The organism is Citrobacter sp. Cpo142 (genome assembly GCF_030332425.1).
GTDB lineage: Bacteria > Pseudomonadota > Gammaproteobacteria > Enterobacterales > Enterobacteriaceae > Citrobacter > Citrobacter portucalensis.
On record NZ_JAOWHW010000113.1, the window covers coordinates 60,042 to 82,533 of the forward strand.

The following is a 22,492-nucleotide window of genomic DNA, read 5'->3' on the forward strand; positions in this document are numbered from 1 at the left end:
CTGTAGCAGGAATTATTAAAGAGAGATTTAAATGTTTACTATCAACGCTGAAGTACGTAAAGAGCAGGGTAAGGGTGCGAGCCGCCGCCTGCGTGCCGCTAACAAGTTCCCGGCAATCATCTACGGTGGCGCAGAAGCCCCGATTGCTATCGAACTGGATCACGATGCAGTTATGAACATGCAAGCTAAAGCTGAATTCTACAGCGAAGTTCTGACCATCGTTGTTGACGGTAAAGAAGTTAAAGTTAAAGCTCAGGCTGTACAGCGTCACCCGTTCAAGCCGAAGCTGTCTCACATCGACTTCGTTCGCGCGTAATCGCCAACAAGTTGAAGAAAAACCCCGCCTTGGCGGGGTTTTTTTATGGGATTTTGTCATCGATACTGATGGTTCTCGTCGACCGGATAAGGCATTAACGCTCTCACCCGGCAAACGGTTTTATTTCCCGCCCGACGTGCGGCGCTGCAGCTGGTCGCGCAGGTTCGGCGGCGTACCTTTGATGGTCAACGTATCTGTAGCCGGATCCCAGAAAATACGCTCACCCAATAACATAGCGTCGAAGTTAATGGTTAACCCACCGCCGCTGCCGGCAAATTTGGTTAACTGACGCAGCGTACTGCGATCCGCAGGGAAGCTCTCTTCCAGCTCGTAACCTTTATCAGCGGTAAATTCGCTGAAGCTAACTTCACTGACGCCGGAAAGCTCTTTAGACAGCGACTCCAGTTCGATCTCTTCACCAGCCTGCAGCTGCTCGTTACAGTAGCTATACACCTGCTGACGCACGTTCTGGCGTTCGGCTTTATCGAGTTGCGCCTCGGCAGTAAAGTCATCGACCGCCTGCAGCAGGCCACGGTTTTGCGCTTTGGCATTCAGACCTTCGCTGGCACCGAGGAAGTCCATAAAGAAATCGGCGACTTTGCGCCCTACCCGCCCTTTCAGGAACGTCAGATAGCGCGTGGACTCCGGGTTGGTTTCCCACTCGGTTAAATCAATGCGCGCCACGATGTCCGCATGATTGATATCCAGATAGTGCGTCGGATTGATATCCAGATTTTCATTGACGCGCATGCTGCTTAAATTGTTCAGCACAGCAACTAACAGATACTCTACCGCCAGATAGCGATAATGGCAGAACAGAACAATACCACCGTCGGCAAAAGGATATTTCGCCAGTTCGTCCCGCAAGCGTCCGGTCGCGGCACGACTAAATGCCAGAAAATCCTCTTCACCCTGACGCTGTAAACGCAGCGTTTGCGCCAGTTCACTCTCTTCGCTAAACAGGCCATAGGCTTTATTCTTGGCGCTATACACCCGATGCAACTCAGCCATCATATCGACAACCGTCGCTGTCGGTTCCAGTAATGAATCGCGCAAGACCAGCTCAAGGTTCTGCTCGTCACGTTTGATAAGCTGGTGCAGGGCAATCTGGTTGATATCCAGACTCATGATAAACTCTCCTTTTAGACCGGGCGGTATTCAACCACCTGCCGGGCAGTGACGCAATAGAAGATAAAAAAGCAGAAAAAAAACTGTCTGTACGGTAATATGTTGCCCTTTCATGAACAGACTGATTTCGATTTATGCCACAAATTTCCCGCTATAGTGACGAACACGTTGAACAACTGCTGAATGAGATGCTCAACGTACTGGAAAAACATAAGGCGCCGACCGACCTTTCCCTGATGGTACTGGGAAATATGGTGACTAACCTTATCAATACAAGCATCGCACCGGCCCAGCGCCAGGCGATTGCCAACTCTTTTGCCCGCGCATTGCAGTCTTCGGTAAACGACGACCAAGCGCATTAAGAGCCTGCTCCGGGGAAACGAACAACAGTTTATGGTAACTCATCGTCAGCGCTACCGTGAGAAAGTCTCCCAGATGGTTAGCTGGGGGCACTGGTTTGCCTTGTTCAACATTCTGTTGGCCATGGTTCTCGGTAGCCGTTACCTGTTTGTTGCCGACTGGCCGACAACCCTTGCAGGTCGTGTATATTCCTACCTGAGCGTTGTCGGGCATTTTAGCTTTCTGGTGTTTGCCACCTATCTGCTAATCCTGTTTCCCCTGACGTTTATCGTCATGTCCCAGAGGCTGATGCGATTCTTATCGGCTATTCTGGCGACGGCTGGCATGACGCTGTTGTTAATCGACAGCGAGGTTTTCACCCGCTTCCACCTGCACCTCAACCCGATCGTCTGGGAACTGGTCATTAACCCTGACCAGAACGAAGCGGCGCGTGACTGGCAACTGTTGTTTATCAGCGTGCCGGTTATCCTGTTAATAGAAATGTTGTTTGCGACCTGGAGCTGGCAAAAGCTGCGCAGCCTGACGCGTCGTCGCCATTTCGCCAAACCGTTAGCGGCATTCTTTTTCGTTTCTTTTATCGCCTCGCATGTGGTGTATATCTGGGCTGATGCCAATTTCTATCGCCCGATTACCATGCAGCGCGCAAACCTGCCACTCTCTTACCCGATGACGGCGCGTAAGTTTCTGGAAAAACATGGCCTGCTGGATGCGCAAGAGTATCAGCGTCGCCTGATCGAACAGGGCAATCCGGAAGCGGTTTCCGTGCAGTACCCGCTCAGCGAACTGCACTATCGCGATATGGGCACCGGCCAGAACGTTCTGCTAATCACCGTAGACGGCCTGAACTACTCACGCTTTGAAAAGCAGATGCCTGCGCTGGCTGAGTTCGCCGGGCAGAATATCTCCTTTACGCGTCACATGAGCTCAGGCAACACCACGGATAACGGAATCTTTGGCCTGTTCTACGGCGTTTCGCCAAGCTACATGGACGGCATTTTATCGACCCGAACGCCTGCGGCGCTGATCTCTGCACTGAACCAGCAGGGTTATCAGTTAGGGCTATTCTCCTCGGATGGCTTTACCAGCCCGCTTTATCGTCAGGCGCTGCTGTCAGATTTCTCTATGCCGAGCGTGCAAACGCAATCAGACGAACAAACCGCAAGCCAATGGATTAACTGGCTGGGACGCTACGCGCAGGAAGATAATCGCTGGTTCTCCTGGGTCTCCTTTAACGGGACAAACCTTGATGACAGTAACCAGAAGAACTTTGCCAAACGCTACGCCAGCGCCGCTCAGGATGTGGATGCCAATATTAACCGTGTTCTTAGCGCCCTGCGCGACTCGGGTAAACTGGACAACACGGTGGTAATTATTACCGCTGGTCGAGGCGTGCCGCTGACGCAGGAAGAGAACAACTTTGCCTGGTCGCGCGGTCATCTGCAGGTTCCTCTGGTTATTCACTGGCCGGGAACACCTGCCCAGCGCATCAATAGCCTGACCGATCATACAGACCTGATGACGACGCTGATGCAGCGCCTGCTGCATGTCAGCACGCCGGCTAACGAATACTCGCAGGGGCAGGATTTGTTCAATGCTACACGCCGCCATTACTGGGTGACCGCCGCTGACGGCAGCACGATGGCAGTGACCACACCAGAGATGACGCTGGTACTGAACAACAACGGTAATTACCAGACCTATGATTTACGTGGCGAGAAAATTAAAGATCAGAAACCGCAGCTCAGCCTGCTGCTACAGGTTCTGACGGATGAGAAACGATTTATTGCTAACTGATTAATTATAAATCAGTTAGTGAGGCATCCTCTTGCATTCGTAGCGGAAAGCAGTAGTATTAGCAGCCATAGCGTCGGCACGTAGCGCAGCCTGGTAGCGCACCGTCATGGGGTGTCGGGGGTCGGAGGTTCAAATCCTCTCGTGCCGACCAAAAATCCCAAAAAAAACCAACCCTTGCGGTTGGTTTTTTTATGCCTGCGATTCTGTATTCCTGAGTATTACCACCACCTTCAGCACAGGTTTTACTACTTACCCATGCATAAATTGGGGTAAAATTTATCTTCTCATCAGCGCGATGAATCTGGACGATTGATGCGCTGAAAACAATAATGATACTAATAAAAGCTCAGGAGAATAGTATGCCTGAAGTAACGCCTTTTCGGGTGCTGATTGTCGACGACCACCCGCTCATGCGGCGGGGAATTAGTCAATTATTGCAACTGGATCCCGCATTTGACGTAGTCGCTGAAGCTGGCGACGGCGCAAGTGCTATCGATCTGGCAAACCGTCTGGACCTTGATGTGATCCTGCTGGATCTCAATATGAAAGGTATGAGCGGGCTGGACACCCTGAATGCGCTGCGTCGGGACGGCGTCACCGCGCAAATTATTATTCTTACCGTATCGGATGCCGCCAGCGATGTGTACGCCTTAATTGATGCCGGCGCGGATGGTTATTTACTGAAAGATAGCGATCCTGAAGTCTTGCTGGAAGCCATTCGTAACGGCGCCAAGGGGGGTAAAGCGTTTAGCGCTCGCGTTAGCGAATATCTGCGCGAACGTGACCTGTTTGGCGCACAAGAAGATCCGTTCAGCATTCTCACCGAACGCGAGCTGGATGTATTGCATGAACTTGCTCAGGGGCTGTCGAACAAACAGATTGCATCAGTGCTGAATATTTCTGAACAGACGGTGAAGGTGCATATTCGCAACCTGCTGCGCAAACTCAATGTGCGTTCTCGCGTTGCTGCCACCATCCTGTTTTTGCAAACGCGCGGCATGCAGTAATCAATGAGATGCCGGATGACGACGCAGCAGCGTCATATCCGGCCTACAAAGCTCGCACAGGCCCGAAAGCAGCACGCCTTCGGGTAATCTGGACTCTTACTTCTCCTGCGGCGTTAGCTGCTCCATCGCCTGCTTAATGCTGCGTTCTATCACCGCCCGACGGGTATCATTGGCCGGTAATAATTTCAGCATCATCTCCCACGCCGCAACCGCCTCACCAAAGCGCTGCTGTTCAAAAGCGTTAAATGCGTACATGCTGAGAACCCGCACGTTGGCATGCTCGCCGCGCACCAGCTGGCGTAACAGCTCCCCGCCCCTGCGATTATCGTCAGGATCGGATGAACGGGTCAGTGCTTCCGCATAACCCAGCGCCGCATCGCTGTTTTTAGGATCCAGTCGATATGCATTGGCATAGGCTTCAGTGGCCGTACTGGCATTACCGAGTACCATGCCAATACGGCCAAGCATGATCCAACCTTCAACGTTTGTAGGATCGGCTTGTAAACGCGTGCGCAGCCCCAGCGCCAGACGTGTCATATCCTCTTCATTGAGCGGGTCAGCTTTCGGATCCAATGCGCGTTCCAGCAGCGCCGGAGCCTGAGCAGTGGCCTGATGCCAGACCTGAACCTGCTTATAGCTGCCGGTTTCATAATAGCTCACCGCGCCAACGATCAGCGCCACCACTATGCCGGGCACAAACAACCCAAATCCACCGCGCTTGCCATCCGGGATAACGTCATCAGGAAACTCTTCCAGCTTCACCCGAACGCGTCGGCGAGTACGGGCAAAAATAATCCAGCCGCCCAAACCAATCGCTACTACCGGCATCACCCACAAAAGCACTGTAAGCGGCGTCAACGGCGGATCGTAGGTGACGAAGTTGCCGTAGCGCGCCACCATGTAGTCGACAATCTCTTTCTGACTTTTTCCTTCCTGCATCAGTTCGTACACTTTCTGGCGCAGGTCGGTGGCAATCATCGAGTTAGAATCGGCGATACTGTTGTTCTGACATTTAGGACAGCGCAGCTGTTCGGTAAGCTGACGGAATTGCTGCTCCTGCGCTTCATCCTTAAACTGCATCACATCGATGGTCGCCAGCGCAGATCCCGAGATAATCAGCATCAGCAGGCCCAGTAAAAATCTCATTGCGCAGCCTCCTTACTGTACTTATCCCACAACGGTTTGATCTCGCTCTCCCACACCCTGGCATTCAAATCACCGGCATGGCGATAGCGAATAATACCTTTACCGTCGATCAGGAACGTCTCCGGCGCGCCGTACACACCAAGATCCAGACCGAGCATACCGTCACCGTCAAACAGGCTTAATGAGTAAGGATTGCCCAGCTCTTTCAGCCAGACAATGGCTTTCTGACGATCGTCTTTATAGTTCAGACCCACCACCCGCACGCCTTGTGCAGACAGCTGGTTCAGATACTGATGTTCGGCGCGACAGGTCGGACACCAGGTCGCCCAGACGTTCAGCAATACCGGTTTGCCCTGGGTCAGCACATCGGCCTGATAATGCTGACCTGGATTCTCCAGCGACTCCAGGCGGAATGTCGGAACGGGCTTGCCGATCAACGCCGATTCCAGATTCGTGGGATCGTCCCCCTGAGCGTTACGCGCCAGCTGCCACAGCAGCGCCGCCGCAATGATCAGAAAAATAATAAACGGAATTAACAGTGCGTTGCGCTTCATACAGCCTCCGACGCATTTTTTTGCACCGCGGCGCGAGGACGCGCGCGCTGACGATAGCGTGGATCAAACAGGCAGAACAATCCGCCCAGCGCCATCAGCAATCCTCCGGCCCAAATCCAGCGAATAAACGGTTTGTAGTACAGACGCACAGCCCATGCGCCGTTATCCAGTTCTTCACCCAGCGCGGCGTACAGATCGCGCGTGAACCCGCCGTCAATTGCCGCTTCGGTCATCATCGAACTGGTGCTGTTATAGAAGCGTTTTTCCGCATGCAGCGTGGCTTCCGGTTTACCATCTCGGGTAACGCCAATAATGGCGACACCGCCCCGGTAGTTAGGTCCGGTAATATCTTTCACTTCGCGGAACGTGAACTGATAGTTATGGATACTGACGCTATCACCCGCTTTCATGCGGACATCGCGTTCAACGCTGTAGTTCTGGCTGAAGGCAATACCGACAATAGTAATCGCCAGCCCAACGTGGCCCGACACCATACCCCAATAGCTTGGTGTTAACTTCGTTCCGCGGGAAACACGCAGGAATGCTTCGGACATCGCCAGCACGAATATCCAGCATGCCATCGCCAGCCCTACCACCGTCATAGCGGCAATGCGATCCTCAAACAACCACGGCAGCAGCAGCGACAGAACAAGCGTGGTGACAAACGCGATAATCAGTAACGTTTTCAGTTTACGCGGTCGGTCACGGCCCCAGCGCACTAATGGCCCAATTCCCAGCAGCAATGCGAACGGCGCCATCAGCCAGGTAAACATGGTGTTGAAGAATGGTTCGCCAATCGAAATGCTGCCCAGCCCCAGCTGTTTGTGCACCAGCGGCAGCAGCGTGCCCAAGAGCACCACCAGCATGGCGGCAATCAGCAGGACGTTGTTGCCCAACAGCAGAGATTCACGCGACCACAGCGCGTTGTTTACCCGTGAGCGGACCTTGTGACCACGCACGGCAAACAGCAGCAGAGAGCCGCCAATCACCAATACCATAAAGGCCAGAATAAACATCCCGCGCGACGGATCGGAGGCGAAAGCATGCACCGATACCAGTACGCCGGAGCGCACCAGGAAAGTCCCCAACAGGCAAAGCGAGAATGCGCAGATTGACAGCAGCAGCGTCCAGGCTTTAAAGCTGGCACGCTGTTCGGTTACTGACAGCGAGTGCATCAGCGCCGTTCCCACCAGCCATGGCATAAACGAGGCGTTCTCAACTGGATCCCAGAACCACCAGCCGCCCCAGCCCAGCTCGTAATAGGCCCAGGCCGAACCGAGCACAATGCCCAGCGTCAGGAACACCCACGCCGCCAGCGTCCACGGGCGCGAAAAACGAGCGAAGGTACTGTCCAGTCGTCCACTCATCAGCGCGGCAATCGCAAACGCGAAGGCCACGGAGAAACCGACATACCCCATGTACAGCAACGGCGGATGGAAAATCAGCCCCGGATCCTGCAACAACGGGTTCAGATCGCGCCCTTCAATAGGGAAGTTGGGCAACGTACGGGCAAACGGGTTGGAGGTAAACAGAATAAACAGCAGGAAGCCAACGCTGACCATCCCCATCACCGCCAGCACGCGGGCAACGATGTCCAGCGGCATACGCTGGCTGAATGCCGCAACGGCGAACGTCCAGCCGCTCATCAGCAGCACCCATAGCAACAGCGAGCCTTCATGAGCCCCCCAGGTTGCTGCCACCCGATACCAGACCGGAAGCTGGGTATTGGAGTTACTGGCTACATAGGTGACGGTAAAGTCATTAACCACGAAGGCGTTGACCAGAATCAGGAACGCCCCCATCACGCAGATAAACAGAACCCAGGCAAAAGGCCGAGCGGAGGCCATCATTCGCACGTCGCCGCGCGCTACGCCCCACAGCGGATAGACCGACAGTAGTAACGCCACGCCTAGCGCAAGGCACAACAGCGCATTGCCAATTTCAGGCATCATGACGTTTTATCCTTATAAACACTTTCCGGGCGACGATGGTTTTCCTGCATCGCTTTTTCGACTTCCGGCGGGGTGTAATTCTCATCATGTTTGGCAAGAACCTCTTTGGCCTGCACATGATTTCCCTCGTCCAGTTCGCCCTGAACAACAACACCCTGCCCTTCGCGGAACAGATCCGGCAGAATGCCTTCATAGGTGACATCCACCACACCTTCGGCGTCATAGATACTGAAATTCACCTTCAACGACTGCGGATCGCGCTTTACGCTACCGGGCATCACCATTCCGCCCACGCGCAGGCGCTGACCGACTTCGGGCATCTGCTGCGTTTCGCGCTTACCGTAGAGTATCTCTCCCGGCGTATAGAACAGGTCAATATTAGAACGCAGCGCATAAAGCACCAGCGTAATGGTCAACGCCAGACCCGCCAGTACCGCACAGGCTATCCATAACCGATTTTTACGTCGAATATTCACGCCGCCTCCCGTTGCACTTGCGCCGCACGCATACGCGCTTCTCTCGCCCGCTGCTGCGCCACACCGCGTAAAATTGCGCGATGTTGTAACGTGGAATGCAGTACCAGCACCACCAGCGGGATAATGCTCATCGCTACGGCAAGCCAGACATACAAGGCGTAGCCGCCCATCGCGAAAAAATCACTCCATGATGCAAATGCAGGGGTCATTGGCGGCCTCTTTTTAAGATCAGTTCGCTCACCCACGGGCGGCGTTTTTCCATCATCAAAATCAGGTTACGCATGCGCATCAGCGCCAGCGTGACAAACAGTAACAGGTAGCCGACGATCGCCAGACGCAGCGGCGTACGCATCGCCGGATCGATGCTTTGCTGCATGCGGGTAGACCCCTGATGCAGCGTATTCCACCACTCAACCGAGTAGTGGATAATCGGTAAGTTGACCACGCCAATCAGCACCAGAATACCGGCGGCACGACCTGCCAGACGGCGGTCGTCAAAGGCATGCCACAGCGCAATGGCGCCCACGTAGAGAAACAGCAGCACCAGTTCAGAGGTGAGTCGGGCATCCCAGACCCACCAGGTTCCCCACATCGGTTTGCCCCATGCGGAGCCGGTCACCAGCGCAATAAAGGTAAACACTGCACCAATCGGCGCCATCGCAGCCAGCGCCAGATTGGCCATTTTCATCTGCCAGACCAGGCCGATAAACGCGGCAACAGCCATCGAGGCATAAATGCCCATCGACCAGATTGCCGCCGGAACGTGCAGATAAATAATGCGATAGCTCTGCCCCTGCTGATAATCCGCAGGCGCAAAACCAAAGCCCCAGACCCATCCCGTTATCAGTACCACCGCGCTGGCAATCGCCAGCCACGGGATAAACCAGCCACAGATCTGATAGAGCCGAGGGGGCATCGCCAATTGATGAAGTGTTTTCCACATAGTTCAGTCACCAGACTCCATAAATTAAAATCCGTTGTGCCAGAGCGCCTTGCCCGGCCTACACATCTAATTCTCGTTACTGCACGCTTATCCGTAACGCAGCGGCTGTGGCAAACGGGCTTAACGTGGCGCTGCCGACCAGCAACGCACCCAGAATTGCCATGTACCCTTCAACCGGTAAGTGCATAGAAGCCGCATCCATCGCGGCGGTTGCAAAAATCAGTAAGGGTATGGTGAGCGGGAGCACCAGCACGCTTAACAGCACGCCGCCGCGCTTTAATCCCACCGTCAACCCCACACCCGGCGCGCCGAGAAAACCCAGCGTCGGAGTACCAAGTAACAAGGTCAGCGCCATAATTTTCCAGCCGTACATATCCATGCCCAGCAGCAGCGCCACCAGCGGCGAGAGGATCAGCAGCGGCAGGCCGGTCACGACCCAGTGCGCCATCACTTTTGCCAGCACCACGGCCGGCAGCGGCAGCGGCAGCAGCATCAGTTGCTCAAGGCTGCCGTCCTGCAGATCATCACGAAACAGGCGCTCCAGCGCCAGCAATGACGCCAGCAGCGCCGCAACCCAGATGATGCCCGGCGCAATGCGCGCCAGCAGCTGTGGCTCCGGCCCAATGCTCAGGGGGAACAGCGTAATAACAATCAGGAAGAACCATAAAGGATTGGCGATTTCCGCACTATGACGAAACGCAACTCGCAGTTCTAAACGGAAGATTCGCCACATCATTGCGTTGCCCTCTCGCTGGTCAGCGCAATACGTCGCACTTTATCGGTTTCGACATTGAGCGGTTGGTGGGTGGTGAGAATAACAATACCACCCTGCTCTGTATGCTGCGCCATACGCTGAGTCAGTCGCTCAACGCCGTTCACATCAATGGCGGTAAAGGGTTCATCGAGGATCCACAGCCGGGCGCGGGTCAGCCACAAACGGGCCAGCGCCACACGCCGCTGTTGTCCGGCGGAGAGCTGGTTCACCGGGATATCTTCATATCCGGCAAGTCCCGCCTGCGCCAGCGCAGCCAGACACTGTGCAATGTCGCCGTCATGATGGAAGAAACGCAGGTTCTCCAACGCCGAAAGCCGGGTTTTTATCCCCGGCTGATGTCCGATCCACAGCAGTTGCTGATGGTAGTTGTCCCGCACGTGATGCAGCGGCTGCTCTTGCCAGCAAACCTCCCCTGCATCGGGACGCGCCAGCCCGGTAAGCAACCGCAGCAGAGTAGTTTTCCCTGCGCCGTTGCTGCCGGTAATTTGTACCCATTCCCCTGCGTTGACGCGAAATGACAGATTGCTGAACAGTATTCTGTCATCCCGCTCGCAAAGTAATTCTCTGGCTTCAAGCATACCTGGTTATCTACATCCTGTTAAAAGCCCGGTTTGACTTCGCGCATATCAGGCAGTTTGTGCGCTATCCCTTTATGACAGTCAATACAGGTTTGCCCGTCTTTCACGGCCTGGTCGTGCATTTTGGCCGCAACGCCTTTCTGGGCGGTTAAATCCATAAACTCGAAGTTGTGACAGTTTCGGCACTCTTGCGAATTATTATCTTTCATACGCCGCCACTCATTTTGCGCCATCGTCAGACGATGATCTTCAAATTTCTGCGGTGTATCTATCAGCCCCAGTGCTTTCGCGTACAGCTCTTTACTGGCCTTGATCTTACGAATCATTTTCGGGCCCCACTCATGCGGGACGTGGCAATCAGGGCAAGTCGCTCGCACACCACTGCGGTTGTTGTAGTGTACGGTTTCCATGTATTCCTGGTATACCGTATTGCGCATTTCGTGACAGCTAATGCAGAACTCTTCTGTATTGGCCTTTTCCATACCGGTATTAAAGCCGCCCCAGAAAATAATGCCGCCCACAAAGCCGATTAACAACAGCGTGCCGAGCGCCAGACGGCTGGGGCGACGCCACCATTGCCAGACGCGCTTAATCCAGCCTGGTTTACGGTTAGAATTTTCCATAATGACCTCTTATTTCCCGTAACCTTTCGAGGGGGTGAAGGTATTTTCAACAATCGGCGCGGCGTCAGCCTGCGGAACGTGACATTGCAGGCAGAAATAACGACGCGGCGCAACTTCAGCCAATACCTTACCGTCGCTGTCCATAAAGTGCGTCGGACTGATTCGCGGCGCACCGGTAGTGCGATAGCTTTCCACACCGTGGCATTGCAGGCAGCGGTTAGTGTTAGTCGTCACCTGATACCCTTCAACGCTATGCGGAACCATCGGCGGCTGATTCACATAGTTCAGCGGCATGCGCTCTTGCTCTTTCGGCATGCGAATCGCCCCTTCCTGTGTTCCTGAGACTTCCGGTGACTGGCTCAGATCCACTCCATTTGCAGCCCAAACGGCCCCACTGACGACCAGGGCAAGCAGGGCCGTCCATTGACACAGCGTCTTAATCAGGTCATGGCTTTTCATGATTTCGCTCCCGAACTCCATCGTGTTGTTATTGTAAAAACATCCTCAGAACAGACATCCACACAGCGACCGCAGGCCATGCAATCGCGGCTGGTTACCTGCACCGGACTTTGCTCATCCAGCACCGGCGCACGTAGCACATGCGGTTCCGGGCAAACATGAAAACAATCCATACAGCGGTTACATCTGTTACGTTCTTTTGCCGAAACGGTTAATACACCTTTACTACCCACCACGCTATACAGCGCACCCAGTGGGCAAAGATGCCCGCACCAGCCATGCTCAACGACCAGTAAATCAAATAAAAACAGCGCGAGGATCAGCAGCGCTCCGCTACCGAATCCCATTACCAGGCTCCGTCCAAGCAGAGAAACTGGGTTTATCCACTCCCAAAGCAGCGTACCGGTCAGGGCGGAACCGACCAGGATAACCACCAGCAGGACGTACCGTATATGGCGCGGCAGGGTTGCGGACTGATTCAGGTCAAACCTTCTGCGCAACCAGCTGGCTAAATCGGTAACCGGGTTCATGGGACAAACCCAACTGCAAAACAGTCGCTTACCGGCCAGGGCATACAGCACCGTGATGATAGCTGCTCCCGTTAACGCCACCGTCGCCGGCAGATGCCCGCTGGCCAGGCTTTGCAGAGTAATCAGCGGATCGGTGAACGGGATAGCGTCCAGCAACAGGCTGCTACTGTAGTTGCCATGCAGGATCCACACGCCAAGCCACGGGCCGCTGAGGAACATCGCCAGTATCAAAAACTGACTCAAACGACGCAGCAGCAGCCAGCGATGACTCTTCCACCATCCTTTTTTTGCCTGCGCTTCACGCCCGGCATCACGTTTACGATTTGCCATTGTTCCCCTCCAGCCAACCGAAGCGGTAATGGTGTCCTAACTCCCCTTTCGCCAACGACAGCGGCAGCACTTTTATTGCTGGCTGTTCCAGTACGCAGACTTTTTCGCATTTCCCACAGCCGGTACAGGCATCGCTGTGCACGGTCGGAATAAAACGCGCATGCTTGCCGGTACGCATGTTGCGGTCCAGCTCCAGGGTGATCGCCTCATCGATTTTCGGGCACTCGCGATAGCAAACGTCGCAGCGTAATCCCTGATAGTTGAGGCAGTTTTCGTGATCCAGCAGTACCGCCAGCCCCATACGCGAATCGTCAATGGATTCAATTTCCCTGTCCAACGCGCCGCTCGGGCAGACTTTGGCACACGGAATGTCCTCACACATTTCGCAGGGAATATCACGGGCGACAAAATACGGCGTACCGGCCGCCAGCCCGGAGGCCAACGTTGCCAGTTTCAGCGTGTCATACGGACACGCCTGAACGCACTGACCGCAACGTACGCAGGCGCTGGCGAATGCCTCCTCGCTCAGTGCACCTGGCGGGCGCAACCGCACGCCGGTTGCGCGTGCGGTTTGTTGTTGCAACCCCAGCGCCACGCCAACGACGGCCAGCCCGCCCGCTGCGCGAACCATATCGCGCAGAAAGCGGCGGCGGCCATTTTGGGGTTTTGCTGACCGGGACATAACGCGTTACACCTTCGCCAGTTTCACGGCGCACTTCTTGAAATCCGTCTCTTTGGAGAGCGGATCCGTCGCATCCAGCGTCAGGTTGTTCACCAGCTGTGCGGCGTCGAAGAACGGCATGTATACCAGCCCCTGTGGCGGACGGTTACGCCCACGTGTTTCAACAATCGAAATCACTTCGCCACGACGGGAAATCACTTTGACCTTATCGCCACGACGCAGATCGCGTGCTTTTGCATCCAACGGATGGATAAACAGCACGGCTTCCGGGAAAGCACGGTGCAGTTCAGGCACACGACGCGTCATACTGCCGGTATGCCAGTGTTCCAGCACACGTCCGGTGGACAGCCACAGGTCATATTCTTTATCCGGCGCTTCAGCAGCAGGTTCAAATGGCAGCGCGAAGATAACCGCTTTACCGTCCGGTTTACCGTAGAACTTGTAGCTTTCACCTGCTTTCACGTAAGGGTCGTTGCCTTCGCTGTAGCGCCACTGGGTCTCTTTACCCTCAACGACCGGCCAGCGTAAACCGCGCGCTTTGTGGTAATCGTCAAATGGCGCAAGGTCGTGCCCGTGGCCGCGGCCAAACCAGGCGTACTCTTCGAACAACCCTTTTTGCAGGTAAAAGCCCAGCTCACGGGATTCATCGTTCAGTTGATCTTCAGCCAGTTCAGTAACTGGGAATTTCGTTACTGCTGGTGTAGCAAACAGCACGTCATACAGCGTTTTACCGCGCAGTTCCGGTTTTTGTGCCAGCAGCTCTTCCGGCCACACTTCTTCTGTTTTGAAGCGACGAGAAAATTGCACCAGTTGCCACAGATCCGATTTCGATTCGCCCGGCGCTTTAATTTGCTGACGCCAGAACTGCGTACGGCGTTCCGCGTTCCCGTAGGCGCCTTCTTTCTCTACCCACATCGCGGTCGGCAGGATCAGGTCAGCCGACAGGGCGCTGATCGTCGGGTACGGATCGGAGACGATGATGAAGTTGCGCGGATCGCGCCAGCCCGGCATACGCTCTTCGTTGATGTTCGGACCAGCTTGCATGTTGTTGGTACACATCGCCCAGTAGACATTGAGCTTGCCATCTTTCAGCGCGCGGTCTTGCGCCACGGCGTGCAGACCAACTTTTGCCGGAATGGTCCCTGACGGAATGTTCCAGTGCTTCTCGCAGATATCGCGGTGTTTTTCGTTCGTCACCACCATGTCCGCAGGCAGACGGTGAGAGAACGTACCGACTTCACGCGCAGTGCCGCACGCGGAAGGCTGGCCGGTCAGAGAGAACGGGCCGCAGCCTGGCTGGGAGATTTTGCCAGTCAGCAGGTGCAGGTTATAGACCAGGTTGTTGGCCCACACGCCGCGGGTGTGCTGGTTAAAGCCCATCGTCCAGTAGGAGATAACTTTTTTCTTCGGATCGGCATACAGCTGCGCCAGCTGTTCCAGCTGATCTTTCGGTACGCCGGTCATTTCGGCCGTTTTATCCAGCGTGTACTCAGCAACGAAGGCTTTGTAATCCTCAAAACTCATCGGTTCAGAGGCATCGGATCCCGGGTTTTTCGCCGCTTTTTCCAGCGGATGGGTTGGACGCAGACCGTAGCCGATGTCCGTCACGCCTTTACGCAGGTTAACGTGCTTGCTAAAGAAATCCTGGTTAATCGCATTGTTTTGAATGATGTAGTTCGCGATGTAGTTGAGGATCACCAGATCGGTTTGCGGTGTGAAGACCATACCGTTATCCGCCAGCTCAAAGCTGCGGTGCTGGAAGGTGGAGAGAACCGCGACGTTAACATTAGGATCGGACAGACGACGGTTGGTGATGCGCGACCACAGGATCGGGTGCATCTCCGCCATATTCGCGCCCCACAAGACGAAGGCATCGGCATGTTCGATATCGTCATAGCAGCCCATCGGTTCATCCATACCGAAGGTACGCATAAAGCCGACTACCGCTGACGCCATGCAGTGACGTGCGTTCGGGTCGATGTTATTGGAACGGAAACCCGCTTTAAACAATTTGGCAGCGGCATAACCTTCCCAAATCGTCCACTGACCAGAGCCGAACATACCGATAGACTCCGGGCCTTTCTCTTTCATCGACGTTTTGAATTTCTCTTCCATCACGTCAAAGGCCTGGTCCCAGCTAATCGGGGTGAACTCGCCTTCTTTGTGATATTTGCCGTCTTTCATGCGCAGCATCGGCTGCGTTAAACGGTCTTTTCCGTACATGATTTTCGGCAGGAAGTAACCTTTGATGCAGTTAAGCCCACGGTTAACCGGCGCATCCGGATCGCCCTGGCATGCCACAACACGCCCTTGCTGCGTTCCGACCAATACGCCACAGCCCGTCCCGCAAAAACGGCACGGGGCTTTGTCCCATTTGATGGCTTCTTGCTGACCGACTACCGCGCGGGCTACGCCCGGCACGCTTAACCCGGCAGCCGCCGCAGCGGCCGCAACGGCGTTAGCTTTCATAAAGCTACGACGACTGAGTTTCATGGTGTTTCCTCACCTTGCTCATCCTGCTGGTGATAAACCAGCGACACCGCCAGCACGCCCGCAACGTTGCGCACTGACTCAATTGTTTTCATTAGCGTTTCACTTTGCTCAGCTTCAACCACCACAATCAGCTGACCGCTTTCCACATCGCTGAGTGCAACTTCGCAACCGGGAAAGGAACGCAACTGCGTGGCGATATCGTTGATATGCTGGCTTTTGGCCTGAACGACCAGGCTGCAGACCTGCCAGTTATTGTCCATGGTTGTACTCCGCGTTAATGGCTGATACCGGGCAGATAGCGACACAGGCGCCACATCCGTTACAGTCCTGATTGTCGAGCTGCGGCTGATAAATGCCGGAAAGCGTGGGGCGAAAGGTTATTGCCATGGGCTCACAGCTATCCTGACAGCGGTGACATTCAACGGACTGATGTGCGAGACAGTTTTCCCCAATCGTAAAATTCAGATCCCATGCCCTGGTGTGGCGCGGAAGAAAAAGTGATTCGGGACAGGCTTCTGCGCAGGCATAGCAAAAGCTGCACTCGCCGTGTTTGAAATTTACGCTCGGGTAACCACCCTGGCCTCGCTGCAGGATGTCGGTTTCGCACGCCTGGATGCAGGCGTCACAACGGAGGCAATGAGCCAGAAAGTGAGAGTCTTCCTTGCTCCACGGCGGACGGATCCCTGCGCTGGCGTTTCGCCAACTGCCTGTCAACATGCCTCGACGGGATAAATCAACCATGACATTGTCCTTCCATAATGACGCCCTCCCTCGGCGGGTTGAACGACATAAAAAACTGCACTATTTATGAGTAGTTATTTTTAGCCGTAAGATATTTCAGGATGTGTTAGAGGTGCATACCCCAATTGGGGTAAATGCTGTTGCCGGATCAAAAGAGTGTTGAGTTGGCGGGAAAAAATGCGCTTTTGCTCACATTTCAATGAGTTATATAACAATGTATATAACGATTTATTTAAAAAGACAAAGATCTCAATATTAGGATAATTCCTGGAATATATCGCTACCTTGATAGTAAACCTCTATCTAATACACTTTAAATATAAGTAAATCCAGATTAATAGATTATCCAAATATGTTAACCTGCTACAGACTCGTTCATAAGACAGAAGAAAGGAAACACTGTGAACAATAAGATGAAGACAATTGTCCCTGCCGTACTTTTCGCCGCCTTTGCCAGCACCTCTGCATGGGCTGCCAGTAACGAAACCGCCGCTCAGCCGCTGGAAAAAGTCGCCCCTTATCCTAAGGCGGAAAAGGGTATGAAGCGCCAGGTTATCCAGCTTACCCCTGAGAAAGATGAATCTACTCTGAAAGTAGAACTGCTGATCGGACAAACGCTAGAAGTTGACTGTAACCAACACCGCCTGGGCGGAGAACTGGACAGCAAAACGCTGGAAGGTTGGGGATATGACTACTATGTCTTTGACAAAGTTACGTCTCCGGTTTCAACCATGATGGCCTGCCCGGACGGTAAGAAAGAGAAGAAATTCATTACTGCGCATCTGGGTGATGACGGTATGCTGCGTTATAACAGCAAGTTGCCGATTGTGGTCTATACCCCGGAAAACGTGGACGTTAAATACCGTATCTGGAAAGCGGAAGACAAAATTCAGGACGCAGTCGCGCGCTAAGTGAGAATGTGCCGGATGGCGGCATACCGCCTTATCCGGCCTACAGACGCATGAACCATGCCGGATAAGCGCAGCAGCGCCATCCGGCATTTTATTTTACAGCGCGATATCCGCGACGGCTTTCTGTTCAGGCTGCGGTTGTGCCTGAGGTTTCAGCTGTGGTTTCGGCGCTTCATCAGCAACCTGCGGCTTGTCATATTTCAGACCCAGAACCTCACTGGTGTACTGCAGCTCTTGTTCCGTAGCCTCAACGTTACCGTTCAGCTTAGTACCATAAGACGGAATAATGGTTTTCAGCTTCGCCTGCCACTCGGGGCTGGCTACTTTATCTTTAAACACTTTTTCCATCAGATGCAGCATAATCGGTGCCGCGGTAGATGCGCCCGGAGAAGCTCCCAGCAGCGCAGCAATCGTGCCTTCTTTATCGCTGACGACTTCAGTGCCCAGACGCAGCACGCCGCCCTTCTCCGCATCGCTTTTGATGATCTGCACACGCTGGCCGGCCTGCCATAAACGCCAGTCTTCTTTTTTCGCCTGCGGATAGTACTCTTGCAGCGCAGCAAAACGGTCGTTGTCGCTGAGCATCACCTGGCTCACCAGATATTTCACCAGATCGAAGTTATCCAGACCCACGTTGACCATCGGCATAAAGTTTGAGGTGGTGGTCGAGCTGAGCAGATCCCACAATGAACCGTTTTTCAGGAACTTGGTGGAGAATGTCGCGAATGGCCCAAACAGCACAACGCGCTTGCCATCAAGGATACGGGTATCGATATGCGGTACAGACATCGGCGGCGCGCCAACGGAGGCCTGGCCGTACACTTTTGCCAGGTGGCGATTGACCACATCCGGGTTTTCTGCAACCAGGAACTGCCCGCCAACCGGGAATCCGGCATAGCCTTTCGCTTCCGGAATGTCGGTTTCCTGCAACAGCTTCAGCGCAGCGCCACCGGCACCGATAAAGACAAACTTCGCCTTGATATCATGTTCCGCTTCGTTATTTTTCAGATCGGCGACTGTGACAGTCCAGCTATTGTCGGCATTACGCTTAAAGCCACGTACTTCGGTGCTCAACTGCAGTGCAAAGTTGGGCTTTTTCTGCAATGAGGTAATCAGTTGGCGGGTGATTTCGCCGTAGTTCACGTCAGTACCAATCTCGGTACGCGTTGCTGCGACTTTCTGCTGCGGATCGCGACCTTCCATGACCAGCGGCGCCCACTCTTTGATCTGCGCGTGGTCTTCGGAATAGCGCATACCACGGAATAGCGTGCTCTGCTGCAGTGCGGTGTAACGGGCACGCAGGAAGTTCACGTTCTCGTCACCCCAGACAAAACTCATGTGCGGAACGGTGGTGATAAACGAGCGTGGTTCATGCATTACGCCATTATTGACCTGATAGGACCAAAACTGGCGGGAAATCTGGAAGGCTTCGTTAATTTCGACTGCCTTTTCAATGCTGATGCTACCGTCGGCCTTTTTAGGCGTGTAGTTCAGCTCCATCAGTGCGGAGTGTCCCGTTCCGGCGTTATTCCAGCCGTTTGAGCTTTCCTGCGCTACACCATCCAGTCGCTCAACCATGGTCATTGACCATTGCGGCTCCAGCTCCTGTAAATAGGTTCCCAGCGTGGCGCTCATGATGCCGCCGCCAATCAACAGTACATCCGTTTCCTGCTCTTCCGCCGCTTTCGCTTTTGCCGCCATTGAGACAACGTTCAGCCCTACAGCCATGGTGAAGAGCATGGCAGTCACTTTTTTCATAATGTTAATGCCTTACTTTTAGTATCGCTTTTTTGCTTTTAATGCAGGTGAAAATCGAGCGGCATCAACGGTAACACTTAAGTAAAAATAATTAAATATTGTTTATAAATTATATTTAATTTTTAAAAATGTTATTAATACGTTGATAGTTTATACGGTTATTGACAATCATTTCTGGAAACCAGTCCATCAGACGGGTACTATGCTGCGCTTTGCTATTCACCGCACGGATGCCTGTCGGTCTGCTGTATCAGGCCATTTTTGACCTGAGTGTAACTATGTCTGCAACTCAACATTCTTCTGCCGCAGTCGCTGAACACGCGACCCGTGCCGTCCTGCGCCAACCCCGTCTGCTGGTTCGCGAAACGCTGGCCGGTGTGGTAACCGCCCTGGCGCTGATCCCGGAAGTGATCTCTTTTTCCGTGATCGCAGGCGTTGATCCTAAAGTCAGTCTGATAGCCTCGGTCGTACTGTGCCTGGCGATGTCTTTTTTAGGTGGTCGTCCGGCAATGGTTACCGCCGCTGCAGGATCGGTCGCGCTGGTGATTGGTCCGATGGTGCATCAACACGGCGTGCAATACATCCTGCCTGCAGTGGTGCTGGCCGGGATGATTCAGATCCTGTTTGGTGTATTGGGAATGGCACGTCTGATGCGATTCATCCCTACGGCCGTGATGACCGGCTTTGTTAACGCGCTGGGTATATTGATTTTCTTTGCCCAGGTCCCGCATTTCTGGGGCAAAAGCCCGCTCATCTGGGGGCTGTTTGTCCTGACGCTGCTGATTGTGCTGTGGGTTCCGCGGTTTATTAAAGCAATTCCCGCACCGCTTATCGCCATCGTGCTGCTAACCGTGTTCACTGTCACCAGCGGGCAACTGTTACCGACCGTCGGTGATGAAGGTTCAATGAGCGGCGGCCTGCCGGGTTTCACCGAGTTGTTGGTTCCGCTCAATCTGCAAACGCTGGCGATTATCTGGCCCTGCGCGCTGAGTATCGCTTTTGTTGGTTTGATGGAGTCGCTGTTAACCGCCCGTCTGGTGGATGACCTGACGATGACGCCGTCGAATAAGAATCGCGAGAGTGCCGGGCTGGGGATAGCCAATATTCTGGCCGGATTTTATGGCGGCATCGCCGGGTGCGCGATGATTGGTCAAACCATCGTTAACGTCGAGATGGGCAAAGGACGCAGCCGCGTCTCGACGGTTGCCGCCGGACTGGTATTGCTCCTGTTAGTCACTGGGTTAAGCGAAGTGATGGCAGAAATACCCATGTCGGTGCTGGCAGGTATTATGGTGATTGTGGCGGTAAAAACCTTCAGCTGGCACAGCATCCAGCCCGCTACGCTGAGGAATCTCCCCGTCACTGAAACGCTGGTGATGCTGGTGACCGTCGCTGCCACGGTCTCAACCGGCAACCTGGCGATTGGCGTGGTTGCCGGGGTGATGACGATGCTCATTCTGCCGCGTATCGTCAGACGCAAACGGGCGACTACATCAGAAACAGCGTTGCCAGACCGAGAAAAATAAAGAAACCACCAGTATCAGTGATAGCGGTTATCATGACGCTCGAGCCGACCGCCGGGTCGCGCCCGAGCTTCACCATCGTCATCGGAATGATAACCCCCATCAACGCCGCCATCAGTAGATTGAGCATCATCGCCAGAGTCATCACACCACCGAGCGCCATATCATCGTACAGCCACCAGGTAATGCCGCCCATAATCCCGCCCCACACGAGGCCATTGATTAGCGCCACGCCCATCTCGCGCAGGATGAGAAACGTCAGGTTCCCCGGCTGAATATTTTGCAGCGCCAGCGCGCGGACGATCATAGTGATAGTTTGATTCCCGGTATTGCCGCCGATACCCGCCACAATCGGCATCAACGAGGCCAGCGCCACCAGTTGCGAAATCGTATGTTCAAAGCCGTCGATCACCCGCGAGGCGATAAAGGCGGTACAGAGGTTAACGGCCAACCATGCCCAGCGGGTTTTTACCGCTTTGGTAACAGGTGCGAACACGTCCTCTTCGGCGCTTAAGCCCCCCATTCGACGCAGATCGGTGTCGGTTTCTTCATAGACCACATCAACGATCTCATCAATGGTTAAACGGCCCATCAGTTTACCGGAAGGGTCAACCACCGCGGCACTAACCAGGTTGTCACGTTCGAAAGTACGCGCAGCGTTTTCGGCGATATCTTCCGGAGAAAAGGTGAGCGGGTCATCTTCCATCACCTCGCTGACTTTTCGCTGCACGTCATTGAGCAAAATGCAGGTTAGCGTCAGTTCGCCAACCAGCACTTTATTGCGATCGGTCACGAAAAGTTTATCGGTGTTCTCCGGCATTTTCCCCAGCCGCCGCAGGTAGCGTTGCACCACTTCCAGCGTCACGTCCGGACGCACGGTGATGACTTCGAACTCCATGATCGCGCCGACGCTATTCTTCTCATAGTGCAGCACCTGGCGGACGCGCGTCCTCTCCTCTGCCGGTAACGTCGCCAGCAGACGACCGGTAAGGTTACGAGGCAAATGTTGAACAAGGTAAATCTGTTCATCAATATCGAGGTATTGCAGCGCATCCAGCAGCTCGCGGTCGCTCATCTCATCGATCAGGTCGTCCCAGACGTTTTCAGACGCCTCAAGCAAGACGTTACCGCGCTTTTCATTTTCGACCAGTCGCCACAGGGCGTGGCGCTCTTCTGAGGGCAAAGCTTCGAGGGTATCGGCAAGGTCAGGCGGTGGCAGGTGAGCCACCAGCGCCCCTACCTCAGCAATATCGTCGGCTAACGTACCGACGTCATATTGCTCAGCCAGGGTAAGCTTGCCCAACAGCGTTGAAATAATGGCTTTATCAGTGGTCAGCAGCCAGATGAGGCGCGCACGCTCTTCATCACGCAGTCTGGCGCTGTTTTTGTTTATTACGGACATTAATCATAAAT

The 22,492-nt window shown here is 54.2% G+C and carries 24 protein-coding genes and 1 tRNA gene; 7 read left to right on the forward strand and 18 right to left on the reverse strand.

Annotated features, from left to right (window positions below):
- Window positions 1-31 precede the first annotated feature (31 nt).
- Window positions 32-316, forward strand: coding sequence for a 50S ribosomal protein L25 (gene rplY, locus OGY18_RS10100; RefSeq protein WP_003027502.1), 285 nt, complete (start codon window positions 32-34; stop codon window positions 314-316).
- Window positions 317-436: 120 nt separating this feature from the next.
- Here rplY and yejK read toward each other — a convergent pair whose 3' ends face one another.
- Window positions 437-1,444, reverse strand: coding sequence for a nucleoid-associated protein YejK (gene yejK / locus OGY18_RS10105; protein WP_003027504.1), 1,008 nt, complete (start codon window positions 1,442-1,444; stop codon window positions 437-439).
- Window positions 1,445-1,578: 134 nt separating this feature from the next.
- Between yejK and OGY18_RS10110 the strand changes: the two genes are divergently transcribed.
- The 4 genes from OGY18_RS10110 to narP all read left to right on the forward strand — a co-directional run bounded on the left by OGY18_RS10110 (window position 1,579) and on the right by narP (window position 4,605).
- Window positions 1,579-1,806, forward strand: coding sequence for a YejL family protein (locus OGY18_RS10110; protein ID WP_003027506.1), 228 nt, complete (start codon window positions 1,579-1,581; stop codon window positions 1,804-1,806).
- A 31-nt stretch (window positions 1,807-1,837) separates the two neighbouring features.
- Window positions 1,838-3,598 (forward strand): LPS biosynthesis-modulating metalloenzyme YejM, encoded by a 1,761-nt coding sequence (yejM, locus tag OGY18_RS10115; protein WP_003834595.1) that lies wholly within the window; start codon window positions 1,838-1,840, stop codon window positions 3,596-3,598.
- Window positions 3,599-3,672: 74 nt separating this feature from the next.
- Window positions 3,673-3,749 (forward strand) — tRNA-Pro (locus tag OGY18_RS10120).
- 208 nt (window positions 3,750-3,957) lie between these two features.
- Window positions 3,958-4,605: a nitrate/nitrite response regulator protein NarP gene (gene narP, locus OGY18_RS10125; protein ID WP_003834605.1), complete on the forward strand. Its 648-nt coding sequence runs from the start codon at window positions 3,958-3,960 to the stop codon at window positions 4,603-4,605.
- Window positions 4,606-4,701: 96 nt separating this feature from the next.
- Here narP and OGY18_RS10130 read toward each other — a convergent pair whose 3' ends face one another.
- The 15 genes from OGY18_RS10130 to napF form a co-directional block, all read right to left on the reverse strand.
- Window positions 4,702-5,751, reverse strand: a complete 1,050-nt coding sequence (locus tag OGY18_RS10130; protein WP_149384771.1) for a cytochrome c-type biogenesis protein CcmH — start codon at window positions 5,749-5,751, stop codon at window positions 4,702-4,704.
- Entirely contained in the window at window positions 5,748-6,305 is a 558-nt protein-coding gene (gene dsbE / locus OGY18_RS10135) for a thiol:disulfide interchange protein DsbE (RefSeq protein ID WP_003834613.1), read from the reverse strand. The genes OGY18_RS10130 and dsbE overlap by 4 nt, the downstream gene beginning before the upstream one ends.
- Window positions 6,302-8,257: a heme lyase CcmF/NrfE family subunit gene (locus tag OGY18_RS10140; RefSeq protein WP_008785295.1), complete on the reverse strand. Its 1,956-nt coding sequence runs from the start codon at window positions 8,255-8,257 to the stop codon at window positions 6,302-6,304. The genes dsbE and OGY18_RS10140 overlap by 4 nt, the downstream gene beginning before the upstream one ends.
- On the reverse strand, window positions 8,254-8,733 hold the full coding sequence (ccmE, locus tag OGY18_RS10145; RefSeq protein WP_003834619.1) for a cytochrome c maturation protein CcmE: 480 nt from the start codon (window positions 8,731-8,733) through the stop codon (window positions 8,254-8,256). The genes OGY18_RS10140 and ccmE overlap by 4 nt, the downstream gene beginning before the upstream one ends.
- Complete coding sequence (gene ccmD, locus OGY18_RS10150; RefSeq protein ID WP_149335130.1) at window positions 8,730-8,942, reverse strand: heme exporter protein CcmD; 213 nt, start codon at window positions 8,940-8,942, stop codon at window positions 8,730-8,732. The genes ccmE and ccmD overlap by 4 nt, the downstream gene beginning before the upstream one ends.
- The gene (locus OGY18_RS10155) at window positions 8,939-9,676 is read right to left on the reverse strand and encodes a heme ABC transporter permease (protein WP_003027538.1); all 738 of its coding nucleotides are present in this window, start codon (window positions 9,674-9,676) and stop codon (window positions 8,939-8,941) included. The genes ccmD and OGY18_RS10155 overlap by 4 nt, the downstream gene beginning before the upstream one ends.
- Window positions 9,677-9,752: 76 nt before the next feature.
- On the reverse strand, window positions 9,753-10,412 hold the full coding sequence (gene ccmB / locus OGY18_RS10160) for a heme exporter protein CcmB (protein WP_003027542.1): 660 nt from the start codon (window positions 10,410-10,412) through the stop codon (window positions 9,753-9,755).
- The gene (gene ccmA / locus OGY18_RS10165; protein ID WP_057066517.1) at window positions 10,409-11,029 is read right to left on the reverse strand and encodes a cytochrome c biogenesis heme-transporting ATPase CcmA; all 621 of its coding nucleotides are present in this window, start codon (window positions 11,027-11,029) and stop codon (window positions 10,409-10,411) included. Before ccmA ends, ccmB begins: the two co-directional genes overlap by 4 nt.
- Window positions 11,030-11,049: 20 nt before the next feature.
- On the reverse strand, window positions 11,050-11,652 hold the full coding sequence (napC, locus tag OGY18_RS10170; protein WP_003027548.1) for a cytochrome c-type protein NapC: 603 nt from the start codon (window positions 11,650-11,652) through the stop codon (window positions 11,050-11,052).
- Between the two features lie 9 nt (window positions 11,653-11,661).
- A complete protein-coding gene (gene napB, locus OGY18_RS10175; RefSeq protein ID WP_003834627.1) occupies window positions 11,662-12,111 on the reverse strand; it encodes a nitrate reductase cytochrome c-type subunit in 450 nt (149 codons plus the stop codon).
- The gene (napH, locus tag OGY18_RS10180) at window positions 12,108-12,971 is read right to left on the reverse strand and encodes a quinol dehydrogenase ferredoxin subunit NapH (protein WP_286552894.1); all 864 of its coding nucleotides are present in this window, start codon (window positions 12,969-12,971) and stop codon (window positions 12,108-12,110) included. The genes napB and napH overlap by 4 nt, the downstream gene beginning before the upstream one ends.
- Window positions 12,958-13,653 carry a ferredoxin-type protein NapG gene (gene napG / locus OGY18_RS10185; RefSeq protein WP_003834629.1) on the reverse strand — a complete coding sequence of 232 codons (696 nt, stop codon included), beginning with the start codon at window positions 13,651-13,653 and terminating at the stop codon, window positions 12,958-12,960. Before napG ends, napH begins: the two co-directional genes overlap by 14 nt.
- A 6-nt stretch (window positions 13,654-13,659) precedes the next feature.
- The gene (napA, locus tag OGY18_RS10190) at window positions 13,660-16,146 is read right to left on the reverse strand and encodes a nitrate reductase catalytic subunit NapA (protein ID WP_008785300.1); all 2,487 of its coding nucleotides are present in this window, start codon (window positions 16,144-16,146) and stop codon (window positions 13,660-13,662) included.
- Window positions 16,143-16,406, reverse strand: a complete 264-nt coding sequence (napD, locus tag OGY18_RS10195; RefSeq protein ID WP_003027560.1) for a chaperone NapD — start codon at window positions 16,404-16,406, stop codon at window positions 16,143-16,145. Before napD ends, napA begins: the two co-directional genes overlap by 4 nt.
- Window positions 16,396-16,887, reverse strand: a complete 492-nt coding sequence (gene napF, locus OGY18_RS10200) for a ferredoxin-type protein NapF (RefSeq protein ID WP_003027564.1) — start codon at window positions 16,885-16,887, stop codon at window positions 16,396-16,398. Before napF ends, napD begins: the two co-directional genes overlap by 11 nt.
- Window positions 16,888-17,300: 413 nt before the next feature.
- Between napF and eco the strand changes: the two genes are divergently transcribed.
- Window positions 17,301-17,798 carry a serine protease inhibitor ecotin gene (eco, locus tag OGY18_RS10205; protein ID WP_032934607.1) on the forward strand — a complete coding sequence of 166 codons (498 nt, stop codon included), beginning with the start codon at window positions 17,301-17,303 and terminating at the stop codon, window positions 17,796-17,798.
- Between the two features lie 96 nt (window positions 17,799-17,894).
- Here eco and mqo read toward each other — a convergent pair whose 3' ends face one another.
- Window positions 17,895-19,556, reverse strand: coding sequence for a malate dehydrogenase (quinone) (gene mqo / locus OGY18_RS10210; protein ID WP_286552898.1), 1,662 nt, complete (start codon window positions 19,554-19,556; stop codon window positions 17,895-17,897).
- A gap of 278 nt (window positions 19,557-19,834) precedes the next feature.
- Between mqo and OGY18_RS10215 the strand changes: the two genes are divergently transcribed.
- Complete coding sequence (locus tag OGY18_RS10215) at window positions 19,835-21,082, forward strand: SulP family inorganic anion transporter (protein WP_149335126.1); 1,248 nt, start codon at window positions 19,835-19,837, stop codon at window positions 21,080-21,082.
- Here OGY18_RS10215 and mgtE read toward each other — a convergent pair.
- A complete protein-coding gene (mgtE, locus tag OGY18_RS10220) occupies window positions 21,045-22,481 on the reverse strand; it encodes a magnesium transporter (protein WP_008785304.1) in 1,437 nt (478 codons plus the stop codon). The genes OGY18_RS10215 and mgtE overlap by 38 nt on opposite strands.
- Window positions 22,482-22,492: the final 11 nt, after the last annotated feature.